The sequence below is a fragment of the Bacteroidia bacterium genome (genome assembly GCA_039924845.1).
In the GTDB taxonomy this organism is placed as follows: Bacteria; Bacteroidota; Bacteroidia; order DATLTG01; family DATLTG01; genus DATLTG01.
Window position 1 is genome coordinate 14,934 of the sequence record JBDTAC010000017.1, and the last position, 15,507, is coordinate 30,440.

A 15,507-nucleotide genomic window follows, 5' to 3' on the forward strand; every position below is an offset into this window, starting at 1 on the left:
ATGAATACATACAAAGAGCCAGTCGAAGAAACAGAAAAAATTAAACCTCCCGGTAAACCGAATAAAATCGTTCGCTTCATCAGCTCCATTATCAGCGGTAGTTTTTTAACCCGTGAACAAAGTCTCCGTTACATTCCGTTTTTTCTTTTTATTTCTTTTTTGGCGATTTGTTACATCGCAAATGGTTATTACGCAGAAGCGAAAATGAGAGAATTTAATAATCTCACAAACGAGTTAAAAGAATTAAGACCGGAGTTTATTATTACCAAATCCAATTTAATGTTTATCAGCAAACAATCTGAAGTGGCAGCAGCAGCATTGCCTTTAGGATTAAAGGAATCAGTAGTGCCACCAGAAAAAATAGTTATCAAAAAATAATTTTTCAAAGAAGAAAAAACAAATTGGAAATTAAGAAAGACATATTGTGGCGTGTGTACCTGGTGTATTTTCTGATGTGCCTATTTGGCTTTGTGATCATTTTCAAAGTAGTAGAAATACAATTTGTGCACGGTGCAGAATGGAAAGCAAAATCGCAAAGTTTGACAATGGCGAACAGAGATATTGAAGCGGTAAGAGGTAATATTTTCGCAGCTGACGGAAGCTTACTCGCTACGTCATTGCCTTATTATGAAGTGGGAATGGATGTGAATACGGATTATCTCACGGATGATATTTTTAACAGAAATGTAGATTCTTTAGCGGTTGCACTTACTGATTTATTTAAAGATCGTAGTAAAAACGAGTATTACCAATTGCTCGTAAATGCCCGTCAGAAAGGCGATCGTTATTTGTTGTTGAGAAGAAATGTATCGTACGATGAATTGCAAGAGATGAAAAAATTTCCACTTTTCCGATTGGGTCGCAACAAAGGTGGAATGGTTTATTTACAAACGGATAAACGCGAACGCCCATTCCGAATGCTTGCTGCGCGCACGATTGGTTATGAACGCGATGGTGTGAAACCAGTAGGATTGGAAGGCGCTTACAATACAGAACTTGCTGGAACAAGCGGTCAGCGGTTGATGCAAAAAATCGCAGGCGGTGTTTGGATGCCTGTAAATGACGACAACGAAGTGGAGCCGCAAGATGGTTGTGATTTGGTTTCTACGATTGATGTAAATATCCAAGATGTGGCGGAACACGCTTTGTTTCAACAATTAATTACGCATAAAGCAGATCACGGTTGTGTGGTGTTGATGGAAGTAAAGACCGGAAAAATAAAAGCCATCGCGAATCTTACACGATTGGATTCTTCGAACTACGATGAAAGTTATAATTACGCCATTGGATCAGAAACGGAGCCTGGATCTACTTTTAAGTTGGCTTCGTTAATTACGGCTATTCAAGATGGATATGTGAATCCGACTGATAGCGTGAACTTAGAAAATGGATCGCATCAATATTTTGATCGTACAATGCGCGATGCAGAACACAATGAACATGGATATGTTACTGTTCAAAAGGCTTTTGAGATGTCTTCCAACGTAGGAATTTCGAAAGTAATTTATCAGCATTATGCAAAACAACCACAAAAATTTGTGGATGGATTGTGCCGTTTAGGCTTGGATAAACCGCTTAATCTGAGTATTCCTGGAGTTGGAATTCCGTATATCCCGAACACAAAAGATAAAGCCGGATGGTCTGGTACCACGTTGCCGTGGATGTCTATCGGATACGGAGTTACGATTACGCCGCTTCAAACACTCACACTTTACAATGCTGTTGCCAACAACGGAGTGATGGTGAATCCGCAATTTGTAAGTGAAATCAGAAGACAAGGCAAAGTGGTAAAAACATTCCATACACAAGTTATTAATCCTGCGATTTGTTCCATGAATACGATTGGAAAAGTAAAACGAATGTTGGAAGGTGTTGTCCTGTATGGAACAGCGAAAAATCTGCGAGGCGGTAGTTATACTGTGGCAGGAAAAACAGGAACAGCTCAAATTGCAAAAGGTGCAGGAGGATATAAAAGTGGATCACAAATAGCATATCAAGCCACTTTCGTGGGGTATTTTCCTGCAGACAATCCAAAATATTCTTGCATCGTAATTGTGAGTGCGCCTTCGAATGACGTGTATTATGGAGCATTGGTGGCAGGTCCGATATTCAAAGAAATTGCGGATAAAGTGTACGCTACGAATTTGGAAATACACAACGCAATTAATAATGTAGAACCTCCTTTTGCTTTAAGAGCACCAGAAATCAATAGCGGATACCAACCAGATATTGACCAGGTATTGAGCGATTTGAAAATACATTCTTCTTCCGAAAATACGCATGCTGATTGGGTATATGGAAAAATATCAGATTCTTCAGAAGTAAAACTATATCCCGCAAAATCAGGGAATGGATCAACAAAGGAAATGGTGCCAAACGTCATCGGGATGCAAGCAGAAGATGCTGTTTTTTTACTTGAAAATGCTGGGCTACACGTAAAAATAATTGGGAATGGAACAATTATGAAACAATCTATTGATGCCGGAACGAAGATTACAAAGGGAACACAAATAATATTAGAGCTTTCTTAAATCGAATATGAAATTATTGAAAGACATATTGTATAAAGCAGGATTGGCAGAGGTGATTGGCTCTACGAATGTTGCCATTACGTCTATTTGTTTTGATTCTCGTAAGGTAGAAAAAAACGCTTTGTTCATCGCTGTAAAAGGAGTTACAAGCGACGGTCATTTGTACATCGACAAAACGATTGCGGCAGGTGCTGTTGCCATTGTGTGTGAAGTTTTTCCAGATGAAATAAATGAAAAAATAACGTATATAAAAGTAGCGAACAGCAGTTTTTCTTTAGGTGTGATTGCTTCTAATTTTTACGATAATCCTTCGGAGAAGCTTAAATTGATTGGTATTACAGGAACGAATGGAAAAACCACAACGGCTACTTTATTATTTCAATTGTTCCGTGCATTGGGTCATAGTGTAGGATTGCTTTCGACCGTAAAAAATCAAATTAATAACGAAGTTTTTCCTGCGGAACATACCACTCCTGATGCGATTGAATTGAATAAATTATTGCGTCAGATGTTGGAAAAAGGATGTGCGTATTGTTTTATGGAAGTGAGTTCACATGCCATTGTACAAAATAGAATTGCAGGGATTCACTTTACTGGGGCTGTATTCACGAACATCACACACGACCATTTGGATTATCACAAAACATTTGCAGAATATATTAAGGCGAAAAAATTATTTTTTGACACGCTTTCTGCGGATGCTTTTGCACTTGTGAATAAAGACGATGCAAACGGCGAAGTAATGTTGCAAAATACGAAGGCTCAGAAAAAATATTTTTCGCTGCGTAGTATGGCAGATTTTAAATGTAAAATTATTGAAAATCAATTTTCAGGATTGACTTTAAACATTGATGGATACGAAGTGTGTACCAAACTTATCGGAAGTTTTAACGCTTATAATTTACTTGGGATTTATGCTGTTGCCATCTTGTTGAAAGAAGAAAAAATAAATGTGCTCACTGCCATCAGCACTTTAGATAGTGTGGAAGGTAGATTCCAACACATCAGTACCGAAAATAAAATTATTGGAATTGTAGATTACGCTCACACGCCAGACGCCTTGATGAACGTGCTTAAAACAATCAAAGACATTCGTACAGGAAATGAAAGAGTAATTACCGTAGTGGGTTGTGGTGGCGATCGTGATGCAGCTAAGCGACCAATAATGGCAAGCATTGCCTGCGAATTAAGTGATAAAATAATTCTTACTTCTGATAATCCTCGATCGGAAAATCCGGAAGAAATTATTCGCCAAATGCAAAAAGGGGTAGATGGAATTCATTACAAAAAAACACTTTCTATCACTGACAGAAAAGAAGCTATAAAAACAGCTTGTTCATTCGCAAAACCAGGAGATATCATACTTATCGCTGGAAAAGGACATGAAAAATATCAAGAAATAAAAGGAGTGAAATATCCATTTGATGACATGCAATTATTAGATGAAAACTTAAAAATTTTTGAGAACTAATGTTTTACTATTTATTCGACTATTTACACAAACATTTTAATCTGCCGGGTGCGGGAGTATTTCAATATATCTCTTTCAGAGCAGCAATGGCAGTAATTACTTCGTTAATCATTTCTATGATTTTCGGAAAAAGTATTATCCGATTACTGCATAAAAAATTGGTCGGCGAAACGGTTCGGAATCTTGGTTTGGCAGGAGAACAACAAAAACAAGGAACGCCTACAATGGGTGGTTTAATTATACTTGCAGCCATTTTGATACCTACTTTATTGTTTGCAAAATTAGATAATGTCTATATCGTATTGATGCTCATTTCTACTGTATGGCTTGGTATTATTGGTTTTTTAGATGATTACATAAAGGTTTTCAAGAAAGATAAAAAAGGATTGGCGGGAAAATTTAAAGTGCTCGGACAAGTGGGATTGGGAATTATCGTCGGACTTATTTTGTACTGCAACCCTTATGTAGTGGTGAAAGAAAAAATTTACAGTCCGCAAAAACCTGCATTCGGACAAGTAGTAGATGGAAAAGACGGAATGACTACGTTGCCGATTTATTCCAAAGAAGTAACAAAATCAATGGAAACGACCATTCCATTTGTAAAAGATAATGAATTTGATTATGCGAGTATATTAAAATTTATGGGCAATGGTTATGAAAAATGGGCGTGGCTCATTTTTATTCCGATCGTCATTATCATTATCACGGCAGTTTCGAACGGAGCCAATATGACGGATGGTTTAGATGGACTTGCGACAGGAACTTCAGCCATTATTGGAGTAACACTCGGCATCTTCGCTTACGTTTCGGGTAACACAATTTTTTCGGATTATCTCAACATTATGTACATCCCAAATTGTGGCGAACTGGTAATTTTTATGGGCGCATTTGTGGGTGCTTGTGTTGGATTTTTATGGTACAATTCTTTTCCTGCGCAAGTTTTTATGGGCGATACAGGAAGTCTTTCTTTGGGCGGAATCATTGCTGTTTTTGCAATTGCCATCCGCAAAGAATTATTGATTCCTGTTTTGTGCGGTGTTTTTTTAGTGGAAAATGTTTCGGTGATGTTACAAGTTGGTTATTTCAAATACACTAAAAATAAATACGGTGAAGGAAGACGGATTTTCAAAATGGCGCCGCTGCATCATCACTATCAAAAAATGGGTGTACATGAATCAAAAATTGTTTCTCGTTTTTGGATTATCGGAGTAATGCTTGCGATTTTAACCATTGTTACACTTAAGTTGAGATAAGGAAAAAATGCGTAAACAAAGAGTTGTCATATTAGGAGCAGGCGAAAGCGGAGTGGGAGCTGCAGTGTTGGCAATGCAAAAAGGGTTGGATGTTTTTGTGTCGGATAAAGGAATGATAAAAGAAAATTTCAAAACTATTTTATCGCAAAATAAAATCGAATGGGAAGAAGGAAAACACACGGAAGAAAAAATATTTTCGGCAGATGAAATTATTAAAAGTCCTGGAATACCTGATAAGGCTGAGTTGATAAAAAAATTGCACGAAAAAAATATCCCGGTGATTTCAGAAATCGAATTTGCAGGTAGATATACGCAGGCAAAAACAATTTGTATTACAGGAAGTAATGGAAAAACAACGACTACTTTACTTACTTATCACATCTTAAAAAAAGCAGGATTGAACGTAGGTTTAGCAGGTAACGTAGGAAAAAGTTTTGCGATGCAAGTGGCAGAAAAAGATTTCGATTATTACGTGATTGAGTTGAGCAGTTTCCAATTAGATGGCATGTATAAATTCAGAGCAGATATTGCGGTATTGCTCAATATTACGCCCGATCATTTGGATAGATACGATTACAAATTAGAAAATTACGCAGACTCGAAATTCAGAATCATACAAAATCAAACATCCGAAGATGCCTTTGTTTACTGCATAGACGATGAAATTACAAAAAATGAACTCTCGAAAAAAAAAATTTCGGCGAAGGCTTTTCCATTTTCCATTCAACAAAAAATAACACAAGGCGCATACTTAAACAACAACGAAATCACCATTAATACTAATAACACTAATATTTTATCTATGTCTATACAAGAACTCGCATTGCAGGGCAAACACAACATCTACAACTCGATGGCTGCAGGAATTGCCGCAAAAATTATTGATGTCAGAAAAGACATTATTCGCGAAAGTCTTTCCGATTTTCAAAACATTGAACATCGTTTAGAATCGGTAGGCAAGGTACACGGCGTGGAATTTATCAACGATTCAAAAGCAACCAATGTGAATTCGGTTTGGTATGCCTTGGAAAGTATGGAAAATCCTGTTGTGTTGATTTTAGGTGGTATCGATAAAGGCAATGATTACAGCATGTTGAACGAGTTGGTGAAAGATAAAGTGAAAGCAATTGTGTGTTTGGGAACCGATAATAAAAAAATTATTAAAGCTTTTTCTTCCATCGTTCCAGTTTTAGTAGAAACAAATTCTGCCGAAGAAGCAGTGAAAAAAGCATACAGCTTAAGTAAAAAAGGAGATACTGTTTTACTTTCTCCTGCCTGCGCGAGTTTTGATTTATTTGAAAATTACGAAGACAGAGGTAGCCGTTTTAAACGTGCCGTAAGATCACTTTAAAAAATTATTTTTTTGAACCAAAAAAATCAATATAAATTTTGAATTTATTTAAATATTTAAAAGGCGACAAGGTAATTTGGACAGTAGTTTTTCTGCTGTCTGTGGTTTCCGTTTTGGTTGTTTATAGCTCGGTTGTTGCTTTAGCATATCGTTACAGAGGTGGCAATACGGCTTATTATTTATTTAAACACGTAACTATTGTGATCCTCGGATTTTTACTGATGTACGTAACGCATAAAATAAAATACACCTATTATTCAAGGCTTTCGCAGATTGCTTTGTACGCTGCTGCACCACTTTTATTATTTACTTTATTAAAAGGAATAAGTGCCGGAGATGCCAGTCGTTGGCTCGAAATACCGGGTACTGGATTGACATTTCAAACATCTGATTTCGCGAAACTCGCGCTCATTATTTATGTAGCGCGTTTGCTTTCGATGAAACAAGAACAAATCAAAGATTTTAAATCAGCATTTGTGCCAATTGTAGTTCCTGTCGTTGTTATTTGCGCATTGATTCTTCCTGCCAATTTTTCTACCGCAGCCGTACTTTTTGTTACTTGTCTTTTTTTACTTTTTATTGGAAGGGTAAGTATGAAATATATTTTAATGTTGATTGGAATGGGTTTGGTAAGTATCGCTTTATTTATCGCATTGGTATTCGCTTTTCCGCACATCAGTAATCGTGTAGATACATGGAAATCGCGTATCGAAAATTTTAAAAGCGGCGATAATCAAAATAATTATCAAGCAGAACAAGCTAAAATAGCCATTGCTACGGGCGGCGTTTTTGGAAAAGGTCCGGGAAACAGCACTCAAAAAAACTTTTTACCGCAAGCATCTTCCGATTTTATTTACGCTATTTTGATTGAAGAGTACGGAACATTTGCGGCAGTAATTATTGTTTTTTTATACATCGTATTGTTATTTCGAGCGGTGCGTATTGTTACGAAAAGTCCGAAAACATTCGGTAGTTTGCTTGCCATCGGTTTGTGTTTCAGTCTTGTTTTCCAAGCGATGATCAACATGGCGGTAGCTGTAAATTTATTTCCAGTAACAGGGCAACCCTTGCCGCTTATCAGTATGGGCGGGACTTCCATTTGGTTTACGAGCATTGCAATTGGTATTATTTTAAGTGTAAGTCGCGAAGTAGAAAGTGAACAGGAAGGAGGCGAACTTGAAATCGCTTAAAGTAATTATCAGTGGCGGCGGTACCGGCGGACATATTTTTCCGGCAATTGCGATTGCGAATGCGTTGAAAAAAATAAATCCGGACATCGATATTTTATTTGTTGGTGCAGAAGGAAAAATGGAAATGGAAAAAGTTCCGGCAGCAGGATACAAAATTGTTGGCTTGAAAATAAGCGGATTTCAAAGAAAAATAACTTTAGCGAATTTGTCTTTCCCTTTTAAATTGATACGCAGTGTGTGGAAAGCGAAAAATATTTTGAAAATCTTTCAACCTAACGTAGTTGTTGGTGTTGGTGGATATGCGAGTGGTGCGGTATTACGTGTGGCGATTAAAAAAAATATTCCAACACTGATTCAAGAACAAAATTCTTATCCGGGAATCACCAATAAAATTCTTTCCAAAGGAGTTCAAAAAATATGTGTGGCGTATGGTGGAATGGAAAAATATTTTCCGAAAGAAAAGATTATTGTTACAGGAAATCCTGTTCGTCAAGATATTTTAAATCTGGAAGGTAAGAGACAGCGTGGCTTAGAGCATTTTAATTTATCAGGCGATAAAAAAATTGTGTTAGTTATTGGCGGAAGTTTGGGTGCAAGAACAATCAACGAAAGTATTGTTGGATGTTTGCCGAAACTGATTGAAAATAATATTCAGTTGATTTGGCAAACAGGAAAAATATTTTTTCCAACGGCTCAAAACGAAACAAAAAAATATGAAAACGACTGTATCAAAACATTTGATTTCATCACAAAAATGGATTATGCGTATGCCGTTGCAGATGTCGTAGTTTCCAGAGCAGGCGCTAGTTCTGTGTCGGAATTGTGCTTGGTGAAAAAGCCGGCTATTTTAATTCCTTCGCCCAACGTGGCAGAAGATCATCAAACAAAAAATGCGATGGCATTGGTAACGTACAATGCGGCTGTGATTATTAAAGATAGCGATGCACGTGCAGAATTATCGCACACATTAATTGACTTGGTAAATGATCGCGTGAAGTGCGAAAAATTAGAAGACAATATTTCGAGATTGGCATTTCGCGATTCGGCGGATGCGATTGCAAATGAAATAATCAGATTGGCAAATAACTAAAATGGAATTAAAAAATATACATACATTTTATTTTCTGGGTATCGGAGGCATTGGTATGAGTGCTTTGGCGCGTTATTTTAATGCGGCAGGAAATAAAATTTATGGATATGATAAAACGGCTACAAAATTAACGGACGAATTAATTTCAGAAGACATTGATATTCATTTTGAAAGTGATGTGAAATTTATTTCCAATCATTTTGATTCGCAGAAACGTTCTGAAATTTTAATTGTGTATACACCAGCTGTTCCGAAAGATTTTGCAGAATTAATTTATTTCAAAGAACACAATTTTGAATTAGTAAAACGTTCGGAATTATTGGGTTTAATTACGAAAAACGCATTCACGATTGCAGTTGCTGGTACGCATGGAAAAACAACGACTTCCTCACTTATCGCACATATTTTAAAAACAGCAAACATTGATTGTACGGCATTTCTGGGAGGCATCACACAAAATTACAATACCAATTTATTGTTGAGTTCTTCTTTAAAAACAGAAAATAAATCCACTTCGAAAGAGGCGATTGTGGTGGTAGAAGCGGATGAATACGATCGTTCGTTTTTAACCTTGCATCCGAATGTGGCAGTGATTACTTCTGTAGATGCAGACCATTTGGATATTTACGGAGATGTGAAAGAGATGGAAGAATCGTATGCGCTTTTTGCGAACCAAATAAATGCAGAAGGCGTTTTGATTACGAAGAAAAATGTGCAAGAAAAGATTCAATATGCAAATGCTGTTCTGACATATTCTGTGAATGATAAAACAGATTATTACACAAAAAACTTGTCTCTCGAAAAAGGATTTTATTCGTATGATGTCGTTTGTCAAAATCAAACAATTGAAAACATAACATTGGGAATTCACGGAAAACATAATGTTGAGAATTCAATAGCGGCGGTTGCTGCAGCACGTCAATTAAAAATTAGTGATGTTGATATCAAAAAAGCATTGAGCACTTTTAAAGGTGTAAAAAGACGTTTCGAATATATTATCCAAACTGAAAAATTAATTTTCATTGACGACTATGCGCATCATCCGGAAGAGCTGAAAGCGTGCATTAATTCTGTGAAAGCGATTTATCCGGATAAAAAAATAACGGGCGTTTTTCAACCGCATTTGTATTCGCGTACACGCGATTTTGCGGAAGAATTTGCAAAAAGTCTTTCCTTATTGGACGAAGTGATTCTCTTAGAAATCTATCCAGCACGGGAATTACCGATGGAAGGTGTTACGTCGAAAATGTTGTTAGACAAAATAAATGTGCTTCAAAAAAATATTTTTTCGAAAGCAGAATTAGTAAACGAAATAGAAAAAAGAAAACCAGAAGTGCTTTTAACATTGGGCGCGGGAGATATCGACATGTTAATAGAACCAATTAAAAAAAGACTCTTGAAAAATTAATTTTTCAAACACGAAAATGAAAAAAATAATTCACATATCGTTTTGGTCTTTGCTACTGGCAGGATTGCTCGTGTTGCTCGGTTTTGTGAGCAAAAAGCAAGATGCGATGCTGTGTAAAAGTTTAGAAATTAATATTAAAAATAGCGACGGAAATTTTTTCATCAATCAAGATGACATTAAAAAAATGATTCACTCAAAAGGAGATTCGATTGTGAACCAACCATTCTCTACTGTCAATATTTTTGGATTGGAAAACACACTTGATAATAATGCCTACATCGCCGATGCGGAGGTATATTCAACCGTAAATGGAGATGTGAAAATAAATGTACAACAACGCCAACCTTTGGTGCGATTGTTTGATAAAGATGGAGAAAGTTTTTACATCGATGTAACCGGAAAGTTAATGCCTTTGTCGGATGAATATACATCTCGAGTACTTGTGGTGAACGGAAATTTACAAGAATCGTATGCAAAATATTACAACGATAATATGAACGATGTGTGGAAAGATTCGACTTTAAATAAGCAGACAATGTTGGGGTCAATTTACACGCTTGCCACGTATATCAACGGTGATAGCCTTTTGAAAGCGCAGTTTGAGCAAATATATGTAAGTGAAGATTCTGATTTTGTGTTGATACCGAGAGTGGGAAAGAATAAAATTGTGCTGGGTGATGCGTCGGATTTGGATGAGAAATTTAATAAGCTGAAAGTCTTTTACAGAGAAGGTTTGAACACTACAGGTTGGTGGGATAAATATGCCATTATCAATTTAAAATTTAAGGATCAAATAGTTTGTACAAAAAAATAAAAACATGGAATCACATGAAATAATTGTAGGTCTTGACATCGGAACAACTAAAATAGTTGCGATTGTAGGACGTAAAAATGAATTTGGAAAAATAGAAATACTCGGACTCGGGAAGAGTGATTCCGTGGGAGTTTCGAGAGGTGTTGTGCTTAATATCGAGCAAACGGTTCAATCCATAAAAACGGCTGTTCAGGAAGCAGAAGCAAAAGCAGGTGTGGATATAAAAGTAGTAAACGTGGGCATTGCAGGGCAACACATCAAAAGTTTACAACATCGCGGATACATCACGCGTAATAATTTAGAAGAAGAAATCAATCAGGCAGATGTGGATAGATTGATTGAAGACATGTACAAATTGGCAGTTTTACCAGGTGAAGAAATTATTCACGTGTTGCCGCAAGAATATATTATAGACAATGAACAAGGAATAAAAAATCCGATTGGAATGTCAGGGATCCGCTTGGAAGCGAACTTTCACATCATAACCGGACAAATTGCAGCCGCAAAAAATATTTATCGTTGTGTTGAAAAAGCAGGATTGCAAGTAGCGGATTTAACCTTAGAACCTTTGGCATCAGCGGATGCGGTATTGAGTGCGGAAGAAAAAGAAGCTGGCGTTGTATTAGTAGATGTAGGCGGTGGAACAACGGATGTAGCGATTTTTCAAGATGGAATTATTCGACATACTGCCGTTATTCCTTTCGGTGGAAATGTGATTACAGAAGATATTAAGGAAGGTTGTACGATCATTAAAAGTCAAGCAGAATTATTGAAAATAAAATTCGGTTCTGCCTTGGCAAGCGAAAATCAAGAGAACGAAATTGTTTCGATTCCAGGCTTGAGAGGTCGTCCACACAAAGAAATTTCTGTAAAAAATTTATCGAGCATTATTCAAGCGCGAATGGAAGAGATTATTGAAAATGTGTATTACGAAATAAAAAATTCGGGTTACGAAAAAAAATTAATTGCAGGTATTGTCATTACTGGCGGCGGTGCGCAACTTAAACACATCACGCAATTGGTGGAGTTTACAACGGGCATGGATACACGCGTTGGTTATCCAAACGAACATCTTGCTAAAGGAACAGAAGACGTTACGAGCCCAATGTTTGCTACAGCTGTTGGTTTGGTGATGAAAGGTTTGGAAACGATTGAGAAGAAAGAAAAATCCAAAGAAAAAATAAATTCGATTACCTCACATTCTAAAAAAACAAAAGGAAGTTTCTTCGATAAAATATTGGCAAAAGGAAAACAATTATTTGACGAAGATGCGGATCAATTAAAATAAAAATCATTCAAAATAAAACACACAAACAAAAACACAATAATAATTTAAAACCAAACAACATGATGCAATTCGATTTACCAAAAGAACACTCCTCCATCATCAAAGTGATTGGAGTTGGCGGCGGTGGAAGTAACGCTGTAAACCACATGTACCATCAAGGTATAAAAGGCGTTGATTTTATTGTCTGTAATACAGACAAGCAAGCATTGGATATTAGTCCGGTGCCACTTAAAATTTCTTTGGGCACAAGCCTTACAGAAGGTAGAGGCGCAGGCTCTCTTCCGGAAGTTGGGAAAAATGCTGCGATGGAAAACATCGAAGAAATCAGAGAAATTTTAGCGCAGAATACCAAAATGGTTTTCATTACTGCCGGAATGGGCGGTGGTACAGGCACTGGAGCAGCTCCAGTAATCGCAAAAATTGCGAAAGAAATGGGTTTGTTAACAGTAGCTATTGTTACAATTCCTTTTTCTTTTGAAGGTAAAAAAAGAAGAATTCAAGCAGAAGATGGCTTGGAAGAATTGAAAAAAAATGTAGATACGCTGCTTGTTATCAGCAATGATAAATTGCGCGAAATATATGGTAATTTAAAATTGACCGAAGCTTTTGGTCATGCAGATGACGTATTAAGCACAGCTGCAAAAAGTATTGCAGAAATTATCACAGTTACCTTACACGTAAACGTGGATTTTGCCGATGTAAAAACGGTAATGAAAGATAGCGGCGTTGCCATTATGGGATCTGCCACTGCGGAAGGTGAAAATCGTGCGGTAAAAGCGGTTGAAATGGCTTTGTCATCTCCACTTTTAAATGATAATAATATTCGCGGTGCACGTTATGTGTTGTTGAATATTACTTGCGGAGCAGATGAAATTACGATGGATGAATTGGGAGAAATCACAGACTATATTCAAGATGCAGCTGGACAAACAGCGGAGCTTATCAAAGGATATGGAATTGATGAATCGCTTGGCGGAAAAGTAAATGTAACCATTATCGCTACTGGCTTTAACGGCAAAGGAGAAGATAGGGGAATTGAATCGGTAAAACAACCCGAAAAAATAATTCTACATTTAGAAGAGGAAATAAAACCAATCGAAAAAGTAGCAGAAATAGTTTCGAAAAAAGAAGAAGAAACGTCTTCAGAAATTTTTTCTCAAGAACCTTTTTTGATAAAAAAATCACCGGAAGAACAAACTGCTATTCCGTTTGAAATTACCAATAAGATAAATCCTGTTCCAGAAACAAAAACAGAATTATCTGAAACTCCAATCGCGCAAAGCGAGCCGGTGGTAAGTCAAGAAACGATTTCTCATTTTTCTCCGAGCGATGAAGTGAAAAAACAAGAAGAGAAAAAAATCGACAACGACGAGCAAATGCGTAAGGCGAGAGAAAGAGTAATTCAATTAAAAGATTTGAGCTTTAAAGTGAAAACAGCAAAGGACATTGCAGAATTGGAACATGAACCGGCTTACAAAAGAAGAAATGTAACCTTGGATAGCACGCCTCACTCTTCTGAATCGCCTATTTCGAGATACACTTTGACAGAAACAGAAGATAAAAAAGTGGAAATAAAACCGAATAATTCTTTTCTTCACGACAATGTGGATTAACAAAAAATAATTTTTTAAAAAATAAAACCATGGCACTCGAAGAAAAAATAAATGCCGATATAAAAGCGGCAATGCTTGCGAAAGACGCTAAGAAATTAGAAGCGTTACGCGCCATTAAATCTGCCATTTTGTTATTGAAAACATCTCCTGAAGGACTTTCGGAAACAACCGAATCGAAAGCACTTCAGAAGATGGTGAAACAACGAAAAGAAACTGCCGAAATATATATTGAGCAAGGCAGAAAAGAATTGGCAGACGTAGAAATTTTTCAAGCAGAAGTGATCGAAAATTACCTTCCGAAACAAATGAGTGAAGCGGATATTCGAAAAGAATTAGTTGCGATTATTGCCGCTTCCGGAGCTACTTCGGTAGCGGATTTGGGTAAAGTAATGGGACTTGCCACCAAGCAATTGGTGGGCAAAGCAGACGGAAAAATTATTTCCACGCTGGTGCGCGAATTGCTAACAAAATAAAATTGTGTTTGTTTGTGTTTTGAAACGGGCAACGTGAAAACGTTGCCCGTTCTCATTATAAGCATTTGAAAAATTATTTTTTCAAACCACTTTTATTAACCGTTTTTTTTGATTAAAAAATTATTTTTCTGGATCGCAAGGAGGCGAAAGAATTGTTTTTCCATCTTCGTATTTGAAAAAAGTTCTTTTCAAATGAATGGTTGAAATAGGGGCTACTACCATCGGAATTTTTTCTACGCGTGTTTCGCTGGTATCTAAACCAAAGGCTTCGTCATCGGCAAGAGCCAGTTTTTTAATGGCGAAATAACTGTTCAAAATAAAGCCATCTCGTATGGAAAATTCATTGTCGTATGATAAAAATTTTTCCAATAAAACAAATTTAAAATCAGCAGCTAAATGGTGTTTGTTTAAGGATGGATAGCGGCTCAAAATATCCAATTCTTTATTTGCCACCATTTCTTCCACTGCTTTACGGAACATCACATTGATGCGCGGTTGCACACGGAAACCCAAACGAAATTCGACGCGAATGACTTTGTCATTTTTTAATTCTTCTACGCTGTATTCCATCGTATATGGCTCATCTGTACGTTCCAAATGCACAAACCAATAAATATCGGCACGCTTTGGTTGGCGACTGAAAATGGAATAAATAATTTTTTGTTCCACATGCGTTGGGTCATTCGCTTTGGTCAAATAAATTAAATGTGTCGAAAATTTAGAAATGGTAGTGTCCTTGCTTAAGTCGTCTAACAAAGGAATGTAATCTTTCAAATCAATAAAATTTAAAAAGCGATTGTTGATTTTTCGAGCACTGTGCCAAATGTACATCGTGAAAATAAGTCCAATTTCAAACACCAAGAAAAATAATCTTTTCAATAATTTAACGGCATTTGCCACAAAAAAAGAAAATTCGACCGTTACAAAAACACTCACTATCATAATTACTAACCAACGCGGCAATTTCTTCACATCTTTTAGAAAATGATACATCAACAATGTAGTCATCAGCATAGCGATGGTAA

General features: G+C 36.6%; 13 protein-coding genes. 12 read left to right on the forward strand and 1 reads right to left on the reverse strand.

Annotated elements, in window-relative coordinates; translation table 11 throughout:
* From ABIZ51_02070 to ABIZ51_02125, 12 genes are all read left to right on the forward strand, one after another.
* On the forward strand, positions 1-378 hold the full coding sequence (locus ABIZ51_02070) for an FtsL-like putative cell division protein (GenBank protein ID MEO7087562.1): 378 nt from the start codon (positions 1-3) through the stop codon (positions 376-378).
* A 74-nt stretch (positions 379-452) separates the two neighbouring features.
* Positions 453-2,531 (forward strand): penicillin-binding protein, encoded by a 2,079-nt coding sequence (locus tag ABIZ51_02075; protein ID MEO7087563.1) that lies wholly within the window; start codon positions 453-455, stop codon positions 2,529-2,531.
* A 7-nt stretch (positions 2,532-2,538) separates the two neighbouring features.
* Positions 2,539-4,002: a UDP-N-acetylmuramoyl-L-alanyl-D-glutamate--2,6-diaminopimelate ligase gene (locus tag ABIZ51_02080; GenBank protein MEO7087564.1), complete on the forward strand. Its 1,464-nt coding sequence runs from the start codon at positions 2,539-2,541 to the stop codon at positions 4,000-4,002.
* The gene (gene mraY / locus ABIZ51_02085; GenBank protein ID MEO7087565.1) at positions 4,002-5,255 is read left to right on the forward strand and encodes a phospho-N-acetylmuramoyl-pentapeptide-transferase; all 1,254 of its coding nucleotides are present in this window, start codon (positions 4,002-4,004) and stop codon (positions 5,253-5,255) included. The genes ABIZ51_02080 and mraY overlap by 1 nt, the downstream gene beginning before the upstream one ends.
* Before the next feature lie 7 nt (positions 5,256-5,262).
* The gene (murD, locus tag ABIZ51_02090; GenBank protein MEO7087566.1) at positions 5,263-6,606 is read left to right on the forward strand and encodes a UDP-N-acetylmuramoyl-L-alanine--D-glutamate ligase; all 1,344 of its coding nucleotides are present in this window, start codon (positions 5,263-5,265) and stop codon (positions 6,604-6,606) included.
* Positions 6,607-6,644: 38 nt separating this feature from the next.
* Complete coding sequence (locus ABIZ51_02095) at positions 6,645-7,796, forward strand: FtsW/RodA/SpoVE family cell cycle protein (GenBank protein ID MEO7087567.1); 1,152 nt, start codon at positions 6,645-6,647, stop codon at positions 7,794-7,796.
* Entirely contained in the window at positions 7,783-8,886 is a 1,104-nt protein-coding gene (murG, locus tag ABIZ51_02100) for an undecaprenyldiphospho-muramoylpentapeptide beta-N-acetylglucosaminyltransferase (GenBank protein MEO7087568.1), read from the forward strand. The genes ABIZ51_02095 and murG overlap by 14 nt, the downstream gene beginning before the upstream one ends.
* A 1-nt stretch (position 8,887) precedes the next feature.
* Positions 8,888-10,294 carry a UDP-N-acetylmuramate--L-alanine ligase gene (gene murC, locus ABIZ51_02105; protein ID MEO7087569.1) on the forward strand — a complete coding sequence of 469 codons (1,407 nt, stop codon included), beginning with the start codon at positions 8,888-8,890 and terminating at the stop codon, positions 10,292-10,294.
* Positions 10,295-10,310: 16 nt separating this feature from the next.
* Complete coding sequence (locus tag ABIZ51_02110; protein ID MEO7087570.1) at positions 10,311-11,108, forward strand: hypothetical protein; 798 nt, start codon at positions 10,311-10,313, stop codon at positions 11,106-11,108.
* Between the two features lie 4 nt (positions 11,109-11,112).
* Positions 11,113-12,396: a cell division protein FtsA gene (ftsA, locus tag ABIZ51_02115; protein ID MEO7087571.1), complete on the forward strand. Its 1,284-nt coding sequence runs from the start codon at positions 11,113-11,115 to the stop codon at positions 12,394-12,396.
* Positions 12,397-12,458: 62 nt separating this feature from the next.
* Positions 12,459-14,009, forward strand: a complete 1,551-nt coding sequence (gene ftsZ, locus ABIZ51_02120; protein ID MEO7087572.1) for a cell division protein FtsZ — start codon at positions 12,459-12,461, stop codon at positions 14,007-14,009.
* A gap of 29 nt (positions 14,010-14,038) precedes the next feature.
* Positions 14,039-14,482 carry a GatB/YqeY domain-containing protein gene (locus tag ABIZ51_02125; protein ID MEO7087573.1) on the forward strand — a complete coding sequence of 148 codons (444 nt, stop codon included), beginning with the start codon at positions 14,039-14,041 and terminating at the stop codon, positions 14,480-14,482.
* A 120-nt stretch (positions 14,483-14,602) separates the two neighbouring features.
* On the opposite strand, the gene ABIZ51_02130 is transcribed toward ABIZ51_02125, so the two are convergent.
* Positions 14,603-15,507: KUP/HAK/KT family potassium transporter (locus tag ABIZ51_02130; protein ID MEO7087574.1), on the reverse strand; the 905-nt coding region annotated here is incomplete at its 5' end.